We start from the raw sequence: 21,123 nt of genomic DNA on the forward strand, positions 1-21,123 counted from the left end.
ACTAAGGGTGTTGCAGGATTGAAAGAGAAAGTACTACTCTATCTGAAATGGTAGAAGAACAAATAGATAGAAACTAATATCATGAGAAAGAAAGATGTACTGATTGCACTGTTTTTAGTGTTTTGTACCATGACTTATGGACAAACTAACGGAAAACAAACCGTTGAGAAACAAATTGCCATTGACAGTTATCACCGTTATTACAATGAAGGATTGGCGGTGAAAGACAACTCCAAACGAGAAGCTATAAAGAAACTACGTACAGATTTTGCTACTCATCCTTATCGTTATTATCAGATAGGGAAGCTTATTACGGCGGAACAATGCTTGGATATGATTGATGTTGAGGGAATGTTTGCAGATCTGAAAAAAAAGGAACAAGAATATTGGAATAAAAGCAAGACACAAAGATACTTGAGGAAAACTCAGGATATTGCAGCAGGTATAGTAGGTACGGCCTTGTCGCGCCTTTGGATTATAGGTGACGCTTATCGCACAGGAAAACTACCTGCAGAAAAAGCAACTGCGGACAAAGTATGGAAGTCGATCATCCATTATACAAGTTTGGAAGCGGGGCGTCCCAATGAGGTGACACGTTTTCTGGATTCTTGCTTCGGTGCACCTACCAATGCAGTTAATATTTATTTCAGCTATCTTGAAGAAATGGAAAAGGCTGAGAGGGGCGAAGCCGGCCAATTACTGACTGAAGCTTGCACAATGCTGAAAGTTGTAGGCCTACAAGCCTGGACGCAACCTTATAGAAACGATGATACGGACAAGAATGTTGTTTCGGTGGAACGTTTCCAGAACCATGTTTGGTGGGTAGGTGGTAACGGGCTGGGTTATCGTGCCCTACTACCGGTAGCAGCCATGTATCGTTCTATCCCGATGCTTGATGTCCTGTCTGAAATCTGTTTGCGCTGTATCAGCTACACTTCGCAAAACACGTATCACACCGCTTTTTGGAGAGAAGGATTTACTGCCGATGGAGCCGGATGGGGGCATGGACTGCAATGTCTCATCTGGGGATATCCTATCCACGGAACATCTAGCGCATTGGGTATCCTGAATACATTGAAAGGTACTCCATGGGAGAAAAAACTGGGATCAGGAAATGTTGCTGCACTTATGAATTTCTTCCGAGGAGGAAATTGGTATTATTATAAAGGGTATCGTTTACCTTGCCTGGACCGCTATTCAGCCGTCTATAATCCGGACAAGGTGAACATTCCTTATTCTGGTTTGCTGAACAATGTCATTGCTAACTGGAAGGATTCATTTACTCCGGAGGAACAAAAGGAACTGTTACAGTTGCAGCAGGAAGTGGCAAAGAATGATATACGGATGGATAATTATTGTTCCGGCATGTATCAAGGTACAAGATGGTTTTTCAACAATGATGACCTGATTAAGAAAACGTCCGATTATCATATCACGGTAAACATGGCTTCCGTTCGTTGCGACGGATTGGAGAGCGCTCCGGCCTTTGCCGATGGTTATAACTTCTATACGACGGACGGTTTGACGTTGTTCCAACGTTCGGGTAATGAATATTTCAGTATCATGGGTGGTTGGGATGTTACGGCTTACCCCGGAGTGACAGCGCGCGAAGGAATGGAGAAACTGACTCCTGCTGAAAACTGGGTCGGTTATTGCAGTAAACACAACTATGCTGTCGGTGCTACTGACGGAGGGGAGTCGGCAGTGGGTGGATATATTTTTGAAAAAATGAATGCATCGGACAAAGGTAATGTGAATGACCGTGGAAACAGAAATGCGAAGAATGACATATTGTATGACTTCAAAGCTTATAAGGGATATTTCATGTTGGGTGACTATTTCATAGCGTTGGGAGCGGGTGTGACGAACAAAAAAACGGAATTGGAAGGGAATATACGTACCACCATCGACCAGACAAATCACCTTGCGGAAGTTTATACGTTGGAAAAAGGCGTAAAGAAAAAGTTGGAAAAAGAGTTGGTGACTCTGAACGGCGATACCTGGGTGGTACAGGAAGGACAGTTTGCCTATCGTATACTACCGGAATTCACACAGAATGCTTTTGCCGTGTGCGAAAGCAAACAAGCCGTATGGGCTAAGATGAATAATAACAATGAGAAAAACAAGAAACTTCCTAAGCAGATAGATATTCTGCGTATATGGGCCGATCATGGTCGTGCACCGGTAAACGACACGTACGGTTACGTGGTATACAGCGGCAAAGGGCAACCGGCAGATAGCCTGCCATTTCAAGTATTACGCAACGATACGCTGGTGCAAGCCGTGCGTTCTGCAGACGGCAGAATTCTGGAAGGTGTCTTCTATCCTGGCAGTAAAGGGTTGAAGGAAGGGGATGTTTCCTTGGAGGTTTCCGCCCCTTGTGCCGTACTGATAAAAGAAGAAGAGGACAGTTACCTTGTTACTGTGACTGATGCTTGTATGGACACATCATTGAAAGCTGTGACAGTACGGTTTAATGGACGGGTAATCAATGTGCCCATGCCACAGGGCGAATTAGGGGGGAAGCCCTCTGTGGTGGTTTGCGGTAAGTGATACTCCTGATGTTTGATTGAAAGATGTATAATAAAGTAAAGTAGTAATATTTATGTGGGAATACATATATAAATTAATCTTGTTTTTTGTACTGTTGCTTATGACAGTATATATGTTTGCTCAGGAAATCACTCCTTTGGATACTCCGAACGAGACCCAAAAGGCCATGCTGAAACGTGGATACGGAATGTTTATACATTTCTAAAATAGCCCATAAAGCTGACAAGAAGCAGTATTTGCATCAAGGCAAGTCTTATTATATGCCTTTTGAACATACGCTCTGCCTGAGCAAAGCATGGAACTGGTTTCAAAAAGATCCTATGACACCGGTCCGCGACTTAGATGAGCTGGAAGAACTTTTTTACTGGTGTACTGACAACAACTGCTCCACCCTCTATTTATAAGTTTAATGTAATCTGCAAATAACTTAAGAAGATAAAAGCAGAACTTTTCAGATTATTTCCGGTGAAATTCATCTGTCACGCATTATAAGTTACCGAACAAGCTATTTACCGCAACCTCGTAGTTACTCAATTTTGTCGCTTTATGAATGGCTTTTTTCGCTTTCCGGTCTCCTTCCGGCAGCAGATATTCCCAAAAGCTTTTCATTTTCATCAACAGTTGCAGGTCTCCGCCTTGCAACTGTTCTTGATAGGTGCCGAACACTTCTGCATGCAGTTGCTTTATCTTTTTTGCCCTTTCATCGGCAGAGAGGGAATACCCCTGCCGATATTCCTCTGCCAAAGCGGGGTTGGCGAGTAAACCGCGACCAATCACGATACCTGCCAGCTTGGGAAAACGGGCAGTGACGGTTTCTATATCTTCTACCGTATGTATATCTCCGTTATAGAACAAAGGCTTGTTGCAACTGTTGTAGAAGGCTTCAAACCCATCAAGGTCGACTTCTCCCTTGTATTGTTGCTTGCCTAAACGTGGATGTAGAATAATATGTGAAAGCGGTAATCCGTTCAGAAGCGGAAGGAGGGCGACACACTCCTGTGCATTATCCCAGCCCAACCGCAGTTTGACGGAGAAACGAATGTCCGGATGTCCCTCTATAGCCGTGTTCAGTAATGTCGCTACTTCTTCGGGGTAGGGCAACATGCCAGAACCATTGTGCCGTTTGGCCAACATTGGGAATGGGCATCCCAGGTTTATATCCACTTCCCGATAGCCGTTTCCGATGAAAAGGCTCATTACCTGTTCAAGCTTTTCCGGTTGTGGAGCTATCAGTTGAGGAATCAGATGCAATCCCCGGTTGTTGTCCGGATGGATATCGCGTGTGTCCTTGCGACGGATTTCTCCATGCTCCACACGTGCGAACGGAGAGTAATAAGTTTCGATACCCCCGAAAATACGGGCATGTGCCTGGCGGTAGACTGCATCTGTGTAGCCTTGGAGCGGGGCGAAGTGGATGGGTAATAGATTTTTGTTCATGCGGACAAAGATACGAGTTTTTAGAGTAAAACAGTATTTACTTCATCCCTTTTATGTTGCTTCTGTATGTCCCTCTGGTTATTCCTGTTTGTTCTTTATGTTGCTTTTGTTCAACCCTCATCTTTCTTCTGCTCAGCTTCTATATTCATTGTCGGTTCACAGTAGTGGATAGATGTGTTCACTGCAGTGGACATATCTCTTCACAGTAGTGAATTGATCTGTCCACTACTGTGAACCGGTAATAAACATAGGGCTTTAACATAATAAACCTCAAGGTTTGAACAGATAAAACTACGGGGTGGTTATTTGCTATCCCATTCAATGATTTCTCCGGCCATGGTATTTCTTTCTTCTATCTTGTTGGTGAACGGGTTCTGTATTTTCAGTTTACCGCCTCGTTCGGAACGGACGGTCACCTTGTGGATTTTCCCGTTTTTATAATCTGCACTGACAAGGAAAGCCCCCATGGCCCGCAGGTCTTGGAATGAAGCTTCGTTCCAGCTTTCGGGAATTGCCGGGAAAACACGTATGGTGCCGGTATGGCTTTGCAATAGCATTTCTTGTATGGCAGAAGCGCAAGCGAAGTTTCCTTCCAAAGTAAAGGGGCGATAGGTGAGGGAGGAGTATTCTTTCTTCAACTGGTCGCCGTTAAGGTGAAAACTGTTGGGAGAACAGAAAGCTTTGATGAAGATATGGAGACTGCGTGCGGCGGCATCACCGTCGAAGACGCGCGCTTGCATATTGGCGAGCCAGGAGTAGGTGTATCCGCACCAATGCGCGCTTCCAAGTTCTTCCATGTGATGAATGGAACGTTTGATGAGGCGTTCGGTTTCTTTTCCTTGTGATACATCCAACAGGCCGAAAGGATGAAAAGCCAACATGTGCGAGAGGTGGCGGTGCGAAACGGTCAACGGGTAATCGGGGGCAATGGTCAATCCGGTACTGTCTTTGGCAAAGTCGGGCCATTCTTCAAGTTGCCGGCGCCAATGGGCGGCATCCTCTTTCAGTCCTAAAGAATCTGCCATTTCTGTGGCTGCCATATACGTAAGCCGTATGTTGGCGAGGTCGTAGTTGGTGGTCCGTTCGAACCAGGCATTCAGTCTGTTGTCGTTTATTTCCGGTGAACTGGAAAGGGGGAGATTACGTACGCCTTTGGCGTCTTTTACCGATATGTTGTCCATATATCGTGCTGCTTCTTTCACCCAGGGATATGCCTGCTCTTTGAGGAAGTGTTTGTCCGCACTGTATTTCCATTGCAGGTAGAAGTGGTGTACAAGCCATCCGTTAGTAGTGGGTTGATGCGAATATTGGTTCCATCCACCGATGGCCTTACCTTCCAAGGTGGCTATACAGGGGATGTTGAGACCTTCTACTCCGAAGAATTGTCGGGTAAACTTCTCTCCGTTATCCTTTATTTTCCATAGCCAGTCGGTAAATACGCTTGATTCTTCCAGATGGTTGGAACTGTAGCCCGGCCAATAACTGAGCTGTGTATTCAGGTCGTTGTGAAAATCTCCCCGCCAAGGTGGTGTCTGTCCATTATCGGCGGTCCATACGGCTTGCAGGCAGATGGGAGGGGCGTCTTTGCGTGAAGCGGCTCCGAATTTGTACATTTCCAGATACCATTGGTTTTCCAAGGTATAGTCGGGGAGGTGGAGTTTGCTCTTTTCCCAATACATTTTCCACCATTCCGTATGTTCGGCCAATGAAGTGTTGAAGTCTTTGGTATAGCTTTTCATGAAATCGGAAGCTTGTACGGGATCGCTGTACCAAGTGCCTTGTGTGGTAATGTAATAACAACCTTCCAGAGTACCTGAGGCGGGAGTGTCCCATTGTACCGATACTTCATAAGCTACCTTTCCGTGTGCCTTTTGCCGGTAGACAATACGATTGTCGCGGCAGGTAATTTTTCCGTTTTTGTATCCCAGCCGGGTAAGGGAATTTGTTCCGGGTGCGGCCGTATTCTCCGTATCTGTTCCATCTTCTTCAAATCGGGGTGCCTGTAACTTGACGGAAGGAATTTTCGGTAGGTTCTCCAAGCGGAAATGACCGACCTTGTCTGTTGCACTTGTGAAGAATTTGCCGACTGCCCCGCATTTCCATATAATGGTACAAACGGCGGTGTGTACATCCAGTTCCACACTTTCTACCTCTCCAAGTTGTGAGACCGGAATTTCGATGGCACCGACCGGTATTTTAGTTGGGGCACAGTCTTTGCGGGTACGGTCATCGATGAGTGCATATACATTGGAAAGATCTCCCCGTCGTACCTCGTCACAAATGAACCGGTAGGAATATGAAGGAGATTCAAACTCTTTGACGGGGCGTAAATCCCAAAGATCGGCACGGTCCAGTGCCAGTCTCAGTTTGCCGTCTTTTTCCCAGATAAGACTGCCCATGATACCGTTTCCCAAAGGGATGCCTTCGTCCCATACGGTAGGAAGTTTCTCGAAACGTAAACCATGGAATAGATGGTTGGTTGCATGAATGGAGAATAAGTTGAGGAAACATGTCCCGATAAGAAAGATGAAGAGACTTTTTATTTTCATACGTATAAAATTAAGTAAGTAATTCCTGATTATAATTGAATGGTGTATGACTCGCCTTCCTTAGTCTTAAAACGGATTTTGGAAGTTGCCTCTACCTGATATTTTATATTCTTCCCTTTTGAGTCGGTGATTGTCGCTTTATCAATTCCCGGATAATACAGAGTGCAAGTGTTTCCTTTTCTGGAGAGAACATTCAGCAATATCAAGTGACCGGCTTGCCAGGATACGGATAACTCAAAGTTTCCTCGTGCCACCAGACCGTTGTAACGGCCGTTGCGCCATGTTTGGGGCAGAGCAGGAAGAGGGGCTATGTACCCTTCATGGCTTTGCAACAACATTTCGGCGATGCCGGCAGTAGTACCGAAGTTGGCCTCTATCTGGTAAGGTGAGCGTAGAACCGCAATGCAGTTTGTCCATAGATTGTCCAGAACGGCGGTCTTCATTAATGTCTGTAATACTTGATGTGCCCGGTTTCCGTCTTTGGTACGTGCCCATAAATTTATTTTATGGGCCATAGACCAACCGGTCGATTTGTCGCCACGCAAGTTTAGCGTTACTTTAGCTGCCTCGAGCCATTGGGGGGTATTGCTGTTGATGAGGGTACCCGGATAGAGTCCGACCAAGTTGGATATGTGGCGGTGGTTTTTCTCCAATACAATATCATCATAATTGACTTCTTCTCTGTACTCTTTTATTTGGCCGGAGTTTCCGACTTGTACAGGATCCAGTAAGTTGATTTGTTTTCTCAGCAGTTTGAGGAACGGTTCTTTCTTTCCTGATAACCGGGAGGATGCCAAAGCATCCCGATAGGTTTCATAAATCATTTGCTGGTCGAAAGCGCAGCCTAATGTAGGATAGGGCTTACCTGTGATTTTACTGAACTGTTCGGGAGAAGAGGAGGGGTAGGCCAGTACATAGCCCAATGTATCGCGCACTGTCTTGCTGAAGAACCGTGCCAATCCGGACAGGGCGGGATAGGTTACTTCTTTGAGTATATCCGTATCCGAAGTAAACTCGTAATAGTCCCAGAAAAGTTTGGAAGTAAGTCCGCCGGTACCGGGGCCGGAGTGGCCTCCCGGGGCTCCTATACGGAACGCTCCTCCGGCCGCACCTATAATCCATCCGTTTTCTCCGGCTTGCGGAGAATACATGGAGGGATGGTATTTCTTGATATAACCGGACGCTATCTCCTCTGCCGCTTTGCGATAGGCTTTGTAATAATCGACATAACTTTCAAACAGTTCGGCGAGATTGGTGCTGAATGCCGGCCAGTAGTTCATTTGTATGTTGATATTGTGTGTGTAGTTACCGTTCCAGGGAGCCAGTTCGTACTGGTTCCATACTCCTTGCAGTGTGGGGGGGAGTGTTCCTTTACGGGAAGTGCTGATAAGCAGATATCGTCCGTATTGGAACAGTAGTTCTTCGAGATAATTGCTTTGTTTTCCTTTTTTGTACTCTGCCAGAAGACGGTCGGTGGGTATACGGGGGAGCACCTCTCCCAAATCAATCTGTACACGGTCGAATAAATTTTTGTAGTCTGCCTGATGAGTGGCAAGCAGCTTTTTGTATCCTTTATCGGCAGCTTCTTTGATTGTCCCGGTAATCTGCCGATGGGGGTCGGGGCAGTCTTTCAGTTTTTCCGCAGTAGAACGGAGAAAGAGTTCGCTGCTTAGCTGATAGTTGGTTCCTAAAGAGAATAGTATCAGAGCGGAATCTGCTTGTTCCACCTGAATTGTTCCGTTATCATTGTTACTGTCATTATGTGAGGTTAGCCGGCCGCCATAGGGTATTACTTTCAGTTGGCCTTCGTAAATCATGTGCAGATACTCCGTGGTACCTCGCAAAGTCAATATATCTTTGTCCGCAGAAACGTGTCCGGTACGTCCGTTGTAACTGTAACGTGTCTGTGTTTGGCCGCTTAAGTATCCTGTAGTGATAGAATCGGGACGTTGTAGCGGCCCGAAAGGAACTAAATAGGGTATTTGAGCACGAGTGGTAAAGGTTAGTTGCCCGGGCTTGTCGGCTGTCAGTTTGATAACCATTACATTGTCCGGATAGCTGGTAAAATATTCACGGTTGTAGTTTACACCGTTGTGCTCGTAACTTACTCTGCAAATGCCATCGTTAAGTGTCAGGCTACGTTCATAATGACCACGGGTGGTATGATGGAAGTCAAGGTACAAATCTGCAAAAGCTGTTTGTGTCTCTACTCCCCACAAACCTTTGATGTGAAGTGTCTTGTCGGTTATCTGTATCCTCTCCGTATCGGTACGTCCGAATATAGAGGCTCCCATGTATCCATTCCCTATCGGCAGGGAACTGTTTTCCCAATCCAAGTCGATAGGCCGGTCGCTTTCATTAGGACGAAAAACCGCCCCATTGTTCGGGGCGGGCATATCATACCATAGTTTGTATACTTTTTGTTGAGTATTGGCTAAATCATTACTTGCTGTAATAATGGCCGGAAAAAGATAGAGGGAAATGAATAGTATAATTTTTGTCTTCATGTACATAAAATTAAGATGCAGCAAAGTTAGTGTTGTTGAGGCAGACTAGCATAATAAATTTATACACAAAAGATGAAATTTTATTCACTTTAACCTTTGATTTCTCGTTTAAGGGTTATTGTTCCTGTGATAACGTAAATTCCACCGGTTGCCCGTGTTGGCAAATTACAATGATAGTCGTTTCTGCCTGATTGGAATGTACGGTTACTTTCTTATGGGGCATTGCGCTTTTCCACTTTCCTTTTAGGATCAGTCTCTTTTCAATGGGACGGCTTGGCTCTTTGGTGGTATAAGCCTTCTCGGAGATGTTCAGGTTGGGATCGCATACACTGAGCAAGAGATTATGACCGGATTGTTTCTGCATTACCATTGTTTCGGCAGGGATGGAGAGGAATATTTTATCTTTTGAGGGGAGGTAAGTCTCAAAAGCTGCGTATGCAGTGATACCCGTCTGTCTGTCGGCAACTACATGGGCGATACTGTCTTTGTGGAGTATCCGGTAAGGGATTTCCCGGCAGGCGGCATTCACTTCTTCCGGGGTGGGCTGTATCAGTACCATGTATTCGTACTGGGCATTTTGCGGTGATGCCCCATGATTGATGTAGGCAGACGCGAAAGTTCCTTGCGTTTCGGCACGGGTCTTTTCATGACGAGAGTCTTGCCGGGCAATTTGTATCTGCACGTTGTTGCCATCCAACAGATAGTAATTGTGATATCCATCTTGAACACAATGGCGTTTTCCATCGTTCAATTCCTGATGGAAAGGTTTGTTTCTCAGTTTGCCATCTATATAGATATCACTCTTTCCTTGTTGGAAAGTACTCTGAAAAAGGGTTGTCTCGGTAGGGTAAGAAGCGTTGCTGTTACTGATGCCTGTACCCAGGCATATCATACGGTTATCGAAACAGAATACCGACTTACGGGCTACGAAATCGGGAGTGAAGTTTTTCAGGTTACGTTCCATCAACTTCATGGCAAACATACCGTTCTTTCCTTCCAATGAACTGCTGCCGGAGAAGTTCTCTTTGGAATGAGCCATGGTGGTTCCTGGTAGGGGGCTGTCCAGCAAATCAAAAGGCAAATGTATCGTGGTAGTTCCCGGTAGGCGGTTCCAGTCCCATCCGTTTTCGTCGAAACCACTGGCTTTACGCGATGGATAACCCATGATTTGGACGGAACCGTAACTTTGATAACGCCCGTAACGGTTATCTTTCTTATAAATCTCAGCTCCCCATACATCGGTAGTATAACCTTTCAAAGTCACCATCCAGTTGTTGCGGCGGAAGATACCGGCTGAACCATAGTTGTATACAAAGAAACCTTGTGGCGCTTTTGCAGGAGTAATGCCTTCTTTCTTGAAATAGGTTGCTTCCGGGGTGTTCTCATCACAAAGCCGTAGATAATCTGCTGCTAAGTGGTGGTCGAAGGGATTACCTTCTCCTGACAAATCTCCGGCAAGGGCAAGATGGGCGAAGGCCGCTACATCATCCTCTTTCATGGAGAAGCCGAAAGGATGCCTTCCACTAATTCCGATGCCCCATTCGTAGCGATTACAATAATTACGCATGGAGATGAATGCGGACTTCAGTATTTGGCGTGCTTCTATGGTAGGGACGTATCGAGTGTGAGCAGTGAGTGCGGTAAATTGTCCTGCCATGGCGAGTACCCCCGTGGTATAAGCTGGATAAAATCCTCCGTGGTGGAAGGTAGTTCCGTCTACTTTGATTCCGCCAATAGTACCCGGACTGTATTGTAAAGAACCACTCAGCCATCTGGACAGTCCGGTCAGGGCACGTGCCCTTTCTCTTTCGTCTACAAATAAAAGTGCAGATACGGTTTTCGCCATCAGCAGGGTATGCCAACTGTCCAGTAATTCATCTCGTCCATATTGGAAAGGTATCCTTGTTTCTTGCAATGCCGACCAGAAGATGAGTGTTGAAAGAATATTGTTTCTGTTGGGAGCTCTCCAGATCGCATCGCGCATCAACCATGCCGTGGTATATATTTTTCGTACCTGATAACCATAATGATGGTTAGTACCCATGCCGCTACCAAAAGCGAAACCTTGATTGATGGCGTAATCCCAGACGAGAAAATAATTCTTTTCCGATTGGGCGGAATGGTTGCAGTAGGCATCGTAGGCAAAGCCCGAGAGCATATCTTCCAAATCATTCCAGGACAGTTCGCCTTTTTGACGATCCAGTTCATCGGGAGCTACAATGGGAGCACCCGTAAAACCGTTGCCGGAAGGACGGATATTGGCTGCTTTGAAGGTACTGTAGGCTTTTGATATACTGTTTTTCGGGGCTTTCCGGATGTTGAGTGCTGTTGTCAGCCGTGCTTCTACGGTAGCCAGTTCTTGCTTCTCGGTCACGGTCAATGATTGGCTGAGGGGCAGGTCGTATTGATATTGTTCCCATTGCCAGACACGACACCAATGCCACAGGTCGCGATAAGTGAGTGAGTTGTTGGTCGGCATCTGCAGGTCGGGAGTGGTACGGTCATTGATTTTCTTTACGGGGAAGGTCAGGCGGTCTATGAAGACACGCCCTGTACGGTTAGGAGCGACGATGCGATAACCGGCGATTTCTTTTTCCTGCTTATCTCCCTGCATGTGCTTGAAGCTAATCCAGCAAGCACGCCATCCGGCGGCATACAGGCGGAAGCCGAAGTGATGGGAAACATGTCCGTTGGGAGAATAGAACTCAAAACGCAGGGAATCTTGCCGAGGTTGTTCATTGTAAATCCACAGGGTAATTCCATTGTCATCATTCAGGATGAAAGCCGATTCGGATGGGATATCCAAAACACTGTTTGGAGAGAACTTCCACTCCAGGCTCTTGTTACCTTCTTTATAATATAATGACGATAAGGACAATTCTTGTTTACTGGAGCTCTTGAAGTTTAGGGGAACTTCTTCTTCAAAGTCCGTAAATTGCGCAAAAACAGGTAAGTTCAGATAAAAAAAGATGAATAATAACAGATAATTCTTTTGTGTCATAGCCATCGGGGTAATTGAGGTGATTAATTAGTGTGTCACAAAATTACGGGATATTACGATGAATATGTATGTGGATTGTACAAAACAAGTGGTTAAATTATTCATCTATGACAGTAATGCGTGTTTTTGAATAAAAGTATACTTCTCTTGTATGAATATCGGGTTCCCTTTTTAATTATTTACTTATTTTTGTAGAAACAATTCTTAAACCGATAATTTATGAGTTGATAAGTATAAAGAATAGTCTTGAAACTTCATATAATATGAAAAACATTATTTTGTTAGTCTTTTCATGGGTTTGTATCGGACTGCTACAAGCACAAGAACATTTTTCTGCAACCGGGTTTTATTCGGTAGCCAACTCCGGGCGCGAAGTGTTGGATTTCAATCCGGGGTGGCGTTTCCATCGGGGAAATATTTCCTCTAAAAGTTCTCCTTTACAATTGGATGACAGTAAGTGGGAAGTGGTGAATTTACCGCATACTGTAGAGTTAGTTCCTTCTGAGGCGAGTGGTTCGCGAAATTATCAGGGACCTGCTTGGTATTCCAAGCATTTCACTGTTGATCCTAAATATCAGGGAAAACGCCTGTCACTCTATTTTGAAGCTGTCATGGGCAAGAGCTCTTTTTATGTAAATGGAAACAAAGTGAAAGAACATTTTGGAGGTTTTCTTCCGATAAGTATAGATTTGACAGCTGCCGGAGTATATCCGGGTGATGATGTAACTGTTGCCGTATGTGCTGATAACAGTGATGACAGTTCTTATCCGCCGGGACGGACACAATATACAATGGATTTTTGCGTATTCGGGGGAATCTATCGTGATTGTTATTTTGTCAGTACAAATGATGTACATGTGAGTGATGCCAACGAAGCGTCCCAGATTGCCGGTGGTGGCGTATTTGTCAGTTATGAAGATGTGTCGGAACAGAAAGCGCAGGTAAATGTCAAGACCCATATTGCCAATGATGGAAAAACAAGTTGTAAGGTACTGGTGGAGTCGACTCTTCTTGATAATAGTGGTAAGCCTGTGGGGAGTACACGTAAAAATCTGCAACTGTCTGCCGGAAGTGCCGGACACGTTACACAGCAAATTTCCGTCAAGAATCCGTTATTATGGCATCCCGATACTCCCAATTTGTATAAACTTAAGACATCGGTTTACCGGAATGGTGAATTGTGTGATGCGGTTATTTCACGTATTGGTATCCGTAGTATTGAGTTTCGTGGTTCGGAAGGGCTTTATATTAATGGAAAGTCGTTTGAAGACAAACTGATGGGGGTGAACCGTCATCAGGACTATGCTTATATTGGCAATGCCGTACCAAATAATTTGCATTGGCTGGACGTAAAGAAGATGCGCGATGCCGGTTTCCGTATTATCCGTTCGGCGCACTATCCGCAGGATCCCGCTTTTATGGATGCATGCGATGAACTGGGTATGTTTATCATTGTGGCTACTCCCGGCTGGCAATATTGGAATTCGGATCCGATGTTTGAGAAACGAATTCTTTCGGATATTCGTAATATGGTTCGCCGTGACCGTAATCATCCTTCCGTACTTCTGTGGGAACCGATACTCAACGAAACTGCTTTTCCGGAATCATTCGCGCAAAATGCATACCGGGCTACTCACGAGGAATACCCGGCTCCCGGCTGTTATGCTGCTATTGATGATCTGAGTAAAGGAGCATTGGGATACGATGTCCTTTATACGGCTCCCAAGAATGAGACCTATTATCAGGAATTAGGGAAGTCTTGCTTTACCCGTGAATATGGTGACTGTGTGGATGACTGGAATTCTCATAACTCTTACAGTCGGGTGGCACGTGAGTGGGGAGAAGAACCGCAGATACGTCAAGCCCAGCACTATGCCCGTAAAGAGTATGGCGGTTCACTCACTGTGGATCAGTTCTATAAATCTCCCAAGGGACATATCGGTGGCGCTTTGTGGCATTCGTTCGATCATCAGCGTGGTTATCATCCCGATCCTTTTTGGGGCGGATTGATGGATATGTTCCGCCAACCGAAGTATTCTTATTATATGATGATGAGCCAACGTGATCCGCATCTGGATTTGAAACAGGCCGATAGCGGTCCTATGGTGTACATTGCAAATGCGATGACTCCCTTCTCGTCGGAAGATATTGTGATTTATACTAATTGTGACAGTGTACGTATTATTATCAATGAAAATAAAACTCTTGTACAGGCACCGGTACTGGAAGAAAAGGGTATTCGCCATCCTCCGGTGATATTTAAAAATGCTTATAGTTTTGTGGATGTTCGGGCACTTCACCGGGCGGGTAAACCGGAACAATGCAGCATCGTAGCTGAAGGCTTTTTGGATGGTAAGATAGTTGTCCGTACTAAGAATATGCCCTCCAAGCGTAATGAACAGATCATTTTGACTGTTGACTCCGGACTTCCTCCACAGGCTAATGGTTCAGATATAATTACGGTGATTGCTTCCATTGCCGATAAAGATGGTTATGTGAAACGTCTTTCGCAAGAAACTATAGTTTTTGAGGTGGAAGGAGAAGGAGAACTTGTCGGTGGTAGAGATATAGAGGCCAATCCTCGTGTGAGTCGTTGGGGAACTGCGCCGGCGCTGGTTCGTACCAGTATGAAAGCAGGGACTATCAAGGTGAAGGCTCGGCTCTTACATCCGGGTATTCAAATCCATCCGGAAGCAATGATTGAAATTAAGACTCAACCCTCCGAACGCATGTCTCTCTATAAAGATATCTCGCCTCTTAAAAGAACTGAATATTCGGGAAATTCGAAGATAGGAGAGATTGATCTTAATGAGATGAAGCGGTTTGCTGAAGAGGAACAGAAACGTATCAATGAAATGAAGCAAGTGGAACAGCAGCAACGCCATTTTGAGAGTACGGAGAAAAAATGAGGAGAGGAATCTCACGATTACTCTCCTCTACACAATTCAAATTAATTAAGGTCTATTCAATTATCTGATATATAAGTTATCAAGGTTAGAAGTCTTGTGTTATTATCATTCCGTTACAACTACTTTATACTCGTGTACTATCGTCTTCTGCTGCTTGTAGTTACCATTAGTAGCTATGAAAGTGGCAGTATATGTGCCTGGTTCATCGTAAGTATAGCTATAACTCTCGAGGTTCTCAGTGATATCTTTCAGACCTGTTCCGGAATCGGGGGTACAAGCATTGACAATGAGCAGATTGGATACCAACCAGCTGTATTTCAAGGCTGTTTTTGCATTTGAACTGTGAATCCAGAAATTGGTCATATCCTCTAAGTTCCATATACCGGAGATGTTGGGGGCTGATTTGTTTGTCGTTCCGTAAGCTAGATTTGTAACTTTCGCTGTGGTGGACAGGGCTTTCTGGTCACTTAGATTATGTTTGTACAGCATATTCAAGGCTGTGAAACCAAATGAACCTGCACTCAAGGAGGTTTCTGAACCATCTGTCATCTTATTGACGATCTGCATATTCTTGAAATAGAATTTAGGTTGTGTAAGTGAGTTGTCTACTCCCTTATACATGGCGGCAATGACAATTCTTCTGCCCAGGTAAGGTTTCATGTCGATTTCAAAACTCTTGGTAGAAGTCGGAACAGGAAGTTTATCGGCCGGTATAAGATCCGTCCAACCTTCGTGTTTCTCTACCAATACAGAGTCTTCCTCAAATTTGTTTTTATATAATCCGGGAAAATCATTATCGGAAATATACAGATGGAAATTTACCGCAGCCAGACTTCCGTACTGAGCTTGTAAATCAAGCTTTAGCGTAGAACTTTCTATGTCGTTCTCATCTACAGTGGTACGATCTCTGTATTGGTATTTCTTTCCGGCTTCGCCACTGAAAAAAGTAAGATAATCGGGATCACCGTTGAAATGGAACTCTACAGGGGTTCCTTTCTTTACAGTAATGGTCTGGCCGTCAAAACTGACACCTTCATTAGTCGCAACGTTTACGTTGAGTTTGGCATCTTTAGTGAGTTCGTTCTCACAAGAAGCTAAAGCAAGACTTACAACGCCAACTGCTATTAATAATTTATTTAGTTTCATATTTTCTGTTTTTTATAATTTAGACATAGGTTTACCAACCCGGATTGTTCTTAGTGATAGCTTTGTTTACAGCCATTTCACTATCAGGTATCGGGAAATAATTATATGCATCGGTTATCTGGAAGTAAGTATAAACGCTATATTTATCCCCTCCTGTCCAGTTTTCTGCCCGTTGAGCGCGTGGAGCCAGTTCGTTCATGTTCTTTACATATTCTCCCCAACGAATTAAATCGAAACGGCGGGTATATTCAAAGCAAAGTTCCATAGCACGCTCGTCTTTGACAGCTTGGCGGAACTCGTCTACGTCCAGTGTTTCCGGCAACGGGTCAATGTGTGCACGGTTACGTACAGCTTGGATACACTTGTAAGCCAGTGGTGTAGGTCCGTTGTTCACTTCGTTTTCAGCTTCGGCAATCATCAGTAATACATCAGCATAACGTAATACAGGGAAATTCAAGGAAGTATAGTTTTTATTTTTCTTCTTATCCTGGGATTCATACTCTCTACGATACTTACCACAAGCACGTGAGTAGTTATTCTTGGAGTCAGCATTTGTCTTCTCATAGTCTCCGGTCTTGGCCTTAGGATCACCTTTACCGTAGCTATATGACTTATTCCAGTATTGTTTCTTTACTTCTTCCAACTTGCCGATTTCAAATTCACGTGCAGTTACTCCTGTTTTTCCGGCGGCAATATAAGTGAATGGCGCGATACTCCAGTTCATACGGTCTATATCATGGTTCTTTTCGTACAGTTCAAAAAGTTTCGGAGTAGACCAGTAGTAGGCATATCCATATCCCGGGTCTTGCGCACCGATTAATGATGCGTCGTTAGAGAAATCCGGACATTTAATGCCGATAATATTTCCTATACGTCCTTCTGCTCTTACTTCATCGGTATATGTTCCGGCAAATTCAATTTCCCAGATACTTTCGTTCTTACCGGTAGAGTTGTATTGGTCGGAACAAATGTCGATAAAGAAGTCCCAATAATTGTCTGTCAGGTCGTGTCCTTGAGTCATGACTTTTTGTGCAAAGGTACTGGCTCGGCTGAAGTATTCTTTGATAGCAGTGGCGTCACCGTTTGTTTTGTCACGGAAGTGTTCGCCTGCTCTGAACAAGTAAACACGAGCAAGGATACCCCATGCGGCAGATTTGGAAATGCGTCCGGGTTTGTAGCCCAGATCTGCTGCTGATGCCAGATTATCTGAACATTCATCCATTTCTTTGACGATGAAATCATAGATTACCTGCTTGTCGGTACGGGGAATATCCAGGCCGGTTACACTGTTGGTGGAAGTGGTCTTGAATGGAACATCTCCCCAACCTTGTACCAGTGTGAAGTAATAGAATGCGCGCAGGAAGCGTGCTTCCGATTTGTATTGTTCACGTATTTTATCGCTTATTTCCGGAGTCTTGTCTATGTTTTCCAGAAATGTGTTGGCGCGGTCGATACCTGAATAAAGATTGATCCAAAGATTACTGAAATAAGGAGAACTGGAGTTGGCATTATTACATGCTATTGCACCGGATGTGTCGGGATTACGACCGCCACCATAGTGAGACAGGTCGTCACCGGCTACCAATTTCATGTAATCGTTTCCATAGAAGCTTTGTGCAGCCAGAGGTGCATATACGGAAGTAAGGAAAGAGGCTGCTTCCGATGCGTTATTGAAGTAAACTTCGGGGGTCAGTTTGGTAGGCTCCTTATCCAGAAAGTCGCAGGATACCACTGTCAGCCCGACACAGAAGAATAATATTATTGTTTTTAAAGTTTTCATATATTCAGTGTTTTTATGAGATTAGAAACCTAAATTGATACCGAAACTGATAGAGAATGCTCTCGGGTAAGCTGAGAAATCAAGACCCGGAGTCAAAGCTCCCTCACGAATAGATACTTCGGGGTCATAACCGGAGTAGTTTGTGAGAGTCCACAGGTTTTGTGCAGCCAGGTAGACACGTGCATTGTCTATCTTATATTTGTTCAGGAAATTCTTCGGAATGGTATATCCCAGTGTTACTGTTTTTAAACGCAGGAACGACCCGTCTTCTACCACACGTGAAGAAATCACGAGATTGGAGCTGGAGTTGGTTGCTGCCGGAATGTCGCTGGTCGGATTTTCCGCTGTCCAACGGTTGGCATAGCTGGCATACTGGTTCAAATCTTTCTTTTTTTGAAAGCCGCTGTCGAAGAACAGACGGTTGGCATTTAAAATATCGTTACCATACGACCATTGGAAGAAAACACTCAGATCAAATCCTTTGTATTCGAAATTGTTGGTGAAACCACCTGTGTGAATAGGAAGTCCACGGCCGATCATGGTACGGTCTTTCGTATCGATGATGCCGTCACCGTTCAGGTCGGCGTATTTGGGCATACCTGGCTGGGTATTTGACTCACTTGTATAGTGAGGTATATTCCCTTTTAATGTGTAGGTGCTTCCTGATTTGTCAAAATCCTCATATTTATATGTTCCTTCGTATACATAACCATAAATCATACCCATAGGATAACCTATTTTAGCAATATAATTTGGTTGGCTATTGAAATTCTGGTCAAACTTGGCTGTACTTAAAATACGAATTTGGTTTTCGGCAAGCTCCAAAACCTTGTTCTTATTGAAGGAGATGTTGAAGTTAGTAGTCCACTTAAAGTTTTTGTTTTGGATATTGACCGTATTCAAAGTTAATTCGATACCGTCATTACGTACTTTACCGACATTCTTCATTGCACTGGCGTATCCGGATGAATATGGAAGCTGGGCATCCAGTAAGAGATCGCGGGTCGTTTTACGGTAGAGGTCTACTGTGAAACCGATACGTTCGTCAAAGAAACCTAAGTCAAGACCTAAGTTCCATTGCTCGGTGGTTTCCCATTTCAAGTCTTCGTTAGGCAGTGAGATGGGAGCTACACCGACATTACCGTTATTATTGTCGAACGGATATACTGTATTAGGGATACTGGAAGTAGTGACATGAGATTTCAACATATCCAATAATGCATAACGGTCATATTCACCGATACGGTTGTTACCGGTCAATCCCCAACTTAGACGCAACTTACCGCTTGAGAACCATTTCTTATATTGTTCCATGAATTCTTCTTCTGAAAAACTCCATGCCAGTGAACCTGAAGGGAAGTAGCCATAACGATTCTGTTTGCTGAACTTGGAAGAACCATCGGCGCGGAACGATGCAGTGGCATAATATTTGGATTTATAATTATAGTTGATACGTGCTAGATAAGAGAGCATGGACCAAGATGATTTTAAAGAAGTACTCTTGTCGAAAGTGCCCTGGCTCATGCCTGCCATTCCCAATGATTCGTTTGGTATTTGTTTCGTACGGAATGAATAGTATTCATAATCAGAATTTTGTAGAGTCACACCCAACATGGTATTGAGGAAGTGCTTGTTGTTAAAATTGGTCTGATAAGTCAGGATGTTTTCATTTAACCAAGTCAGACGTTGCTGGCGCATGATTTCGGCATTTACCTTGTCGGTTGATGTAGGACCACCGTATCGTGTTTTGGAACCATTGAAGGTATCGCTCTGACGGTTGTCGTATGTATAGCCGCCGGATACTTTCAGTTTCAACCCTTTGATAAATTCGTATTCCACATATCCGTTGATTTGCAGATTATTGGTGTAGTACTTACGATAAGCATTTTTTAGGTCCAGAATAGGATTGAAACGATAGTCGTTCGTTGCATCCAAATCATCATCCATCACGTTGTTGAGAAGATCATCTAACGAACGGTCGGGATAATTGACCGGACGGTAACCCCATACACTATAGAAAAGATTGTTCATGCCGGAATATGAACTTTCAGAGGGAGAGCTACCGGTCTTGATGGAACGGGAATAGTTGGTATTCAGGTTCATAGTCAGTTTACCGCGTTTAACCATTGTGTTCATACGTGCCTGCATACGTTTGTAGTTGGATTCTAATAAAATACCATCCTGATCGTAGTAGGAAAGAGAAGCATTGTAGCGTACCCCTTCCGAGCCACCTGCCAAACGTACGTTATGGCTTTGCTGCCATGCAGCACGGAAGATCTCGTCCTGATAGTTGTTTTGCGCGATGTTACGATAGTCATCCAATGTCCATTGATGTCCATTGTAAAGCTTGAAGTAGTTTTCGGCAGTTTTAGTCGGGTCGATTTCGTTTTGTAATTTTACAAATTCGTAAGCATTCATCATGTCGAGTTTCTTGCTTACGGTCGACACGCCGAAACTACCGTCATAACTGATTTGAGGTTTACCTACCTTACCTTGTTTGGTAGTGATGATGACAACCCCGTTTGCACCACGGGCACCGTAGATTGCAGTTGCCGAAGCATCTTTCAAGATGTCGGTAGACTCAATGTCGTTAGGATTTATGGAACTTGCTACGGCAGGATCTTCCACAGGGAAACCATCGATGATGTACAGTGGAGAGTTGTCTTGTGTCAAAGAGTTGTTACCACGAATTACGATGTTCATGGTGCTACCCGGCGCACCTTCACCGGAACTTACGTTTACACCGGCGATACGTCCTCCCAGAGTTTGATCGAAAGAAGATGCAGGCGTTTTTAACAGGTCACTCATATTAACCTTTGATACAGAACCGGTCAGGTCTTTCTTACGAACTTCTTGGTAACCTACTACTACGACTTCCTCCAAGGCTTGTGCGTCTTCTACTAAGGTAATGTTGAACGTTTTTTGGTTACCTACTTTAATCTCTTGCGTTTTGTATCCAATGAAAGAAAACTGAAGTATGTCAGTTGGCTTTACATTGCCCAACGTAAACTTACCATCCAAATCAGTGGTAGTTCCATTGGTGGTTCCTTTTACTACAACGCTTACTCCGGGGATTTCTCCCATGGCGTCGATAACTTTACCTGTAATCTGACCGCCTGTTTGTGCCTGTACGTTAAGTGTACAACTCAGGAATATTGCCAGAAACATTAGGATTGTTTTTTGTTTCATAAATATTAATTTAACGGGTTATTAATAAAGGTTGTTTCATACCCAAAACAAT

9 protein-coding genes are annotated in these 21,123 nt (G+C 44.3%); 2 read left to right on the plus strand and 7 right to left on the minus strand.

Annotated features, from left to right (window positions below):
* Window positions 1-81: 81 nt before the first annotated feature.
* A complete protein-coding gene (locus C1A09_RS02345; protein WP_245874951.1) occupies window positions 82-2,553 on the plus strand; it encodes a polysaccharide lyase family 8 super-sandwich domain-containing protein in 2,472 nt (823 codons plus the stop codon).
* 486 nt (window positions 2,554-3,039) lie between these two features.
* Here the strand turns inward: C1A09_RS02345 and C1A09_RS02355 are convergent, their stop codons facing one another.
* The 4 genes from C1A09_RS02355 to C1A09_RS02370 form a co-directional block, all read right to left on the minus strand.
* Window positions 3,040-3,990: a tRNA-dihydrouridine synthase family protein gene (locus C1A09_RS02355; RefSeq protein WP_101542123.1), complete on the minus strand. Its 951-nt coding sequence runs from the start codon at window positions 3,988-3,990 to the stop codon at window positions 3,040-3,042.
* Window positions 3,991-4,292: 302 nt separating this feature from the next.
* Window positions 4,293-6,539, minus strand: a complete 2,247-nt coding sequence (locus C1A09_RS02360) for a glycosyl hydrolase family 95 catalytic domain-containing protein (protein WP_101542124.1) — start codon at window positions 6,537-6,539, stop codon at window positions 4,293-4,295.
* 29 nt (window positions 6,540-6,568) lie between these two features.
* A complete protein-coding gene (locus tag C1A09_RS02365; protein ID WP_101542125.1) occupies window positions 6,569-9,046 on the minus strand; it encodes a glycoside hydrolase family 95 protein in 2,478 nt (825 codons plus the stop codon).
* Window positions 9,047-9,161: 115 nt separating this feature from the next.
* On the minus strand, window positions 9,162-12,047 hold the full coding sequence (locus C1A09_RS02370) for a chondroitinase family polysaccharide lyase (protein WP_101542428.1): 2,886 nt from the start codon (window positions 12,045-12,047) through the stop codon (window positions 9,162-9,164).
* 263 nt (window positions 12,048-12,310) lie between these two features.
* On the opposite strand from C1A09_RS02370, the gene C1A09_RS02375 reads away from it, so the two are divergent.
* Window positions 12,311-14,956, plus strand: a complete 2,646-nt coding sequence (locus C1A09_RS02375; protein WP_101542429.1) for a glycoside hydrolase family 2 protein — start codon at window positions 12,311-12,313, stop codon at window positions 14,954-14,956.
* A 105-nt stretch (window positions 14,957-15,061) separates the two neighbouring features.
* Here C1A09_RS02375 and C1A09_RS02380 read toward each other — a convergent pair whose 3' ends face one another.
* Genes C1A09_RS02380 through C1A09_RS02390 form a run of 3 tightly spaced genes read right to left on the minus strand, consistent with a single transcriptional unit; the run spans window position 15,062 to window position 21,056 of the window.
* Window positions 15,062-16,102: a DUF5017 domain-containing protein gene (locus C1A09_RS02380; protein WP_101542126.1), complete on the minus strand. Its 1,041-nt coding sequence runs from the start codon at window positions 16,100-16,102 to the stop codon at window positions 15,062-15,064.
* Window positions 16,103-16,133: 31 nt separating this feature from the next.
* The gene (locus C1A09_RS02385; protein WP_101542127.1) at window positions 16,134-17,882 is read right to left on the minus strand and encodes a RagB/SusD family nutrient uptake outer membrane protein; all 1,749 of its coding nucleotides are present in this window, start codon (window positions 17,880-17,882) and stop codon (window positions 16,134-16,136) included.
* A 21-nt stretch (window positions 17,883-17,903) separates the two neighbouring features.
* The gene (locus C1A09_RS02390; protein WP_370448198.1) at window positions 17,904-21,056 is read right to left on the minus strand and encodes a SusC/RagA family TonB-linked outer membrane protein; all 3,153 of its coding nucleotides are present in this window, start codon (window positions 21,054-21,056) and stop codon (window positions 17,904-17,906) included.
* Window positions 21,057-21,123 lie beyond the last annotated feature (67 nt).

The organism is Bacteroides cutis, assembly GCF_900241005.1.
In the GTDB taxonomy this organism is placed as follows: domain Bacteria; phylum Bacteroidota; class Bacteroidia; order Bacteroidales; family Bacteroidaceae; genus Bacteroides; species Bacteroides cutis.

Bases quoted from the DNA above. Each gene is read 5' to 3' on its own strand.
- C1A09_RS02345 (WP_245874951.1), top strand. From the start codon at position 82: ATGAGAAAGAAAGATGTACTGATTGCACTGTTTTTAGTGTTTTGTACC.
- C1A09_RS02360 (WP_101542124.1), bottom strand. From the start codon at position 6,539: ATGAAAATAAAAAGTCTCTTCATCTTTCTTATCGGGACATGTTTCCTC.
- C1A09_RS02370 (WP_101542428.1), bottom strand. From the start codon at position 12,047: ATGACACAAAAGAATTATCTGTTATTATTCATCTTTTTTTATCTGAAC.
- C1A09_RS02380 (WP_101542126.1), bottom strand. From the start codon at position 16,102: ATGAAACTAAATAAATTATTAATAGCAGTTGGCGTTGTAAGTCTTGCT.
- C1A09_RS02365 (WP_101542125.1), bottom strand. From the start codon at position 9,046: ATGAAGACAAAAATTATACTATTCATTTCCCTCTATCTTTTTCCGGCC.
- C1A09_RS02385 (WP_101542127.1), bottom strand. From the start codon at position 17,882: ATGAAAACTTTAAAAACAATAATATTATTCTTCTGTGTCGGGCTGACA.
- C1A09_RS02375 (WP_101542429.1), top strand. From the start codon at position 12,311: ATGAAAAACATTATTTTGTTAGTCTTTTCATGGGTTTGTATCGGACTG.
- C1A09_RS02355 (WP_101542123.1), bottom strand. From the start codon at position 3,990: ATGAACAAAAATCTATTACCCATCCACTTCGCCCCGCTCCAAGGCTAC.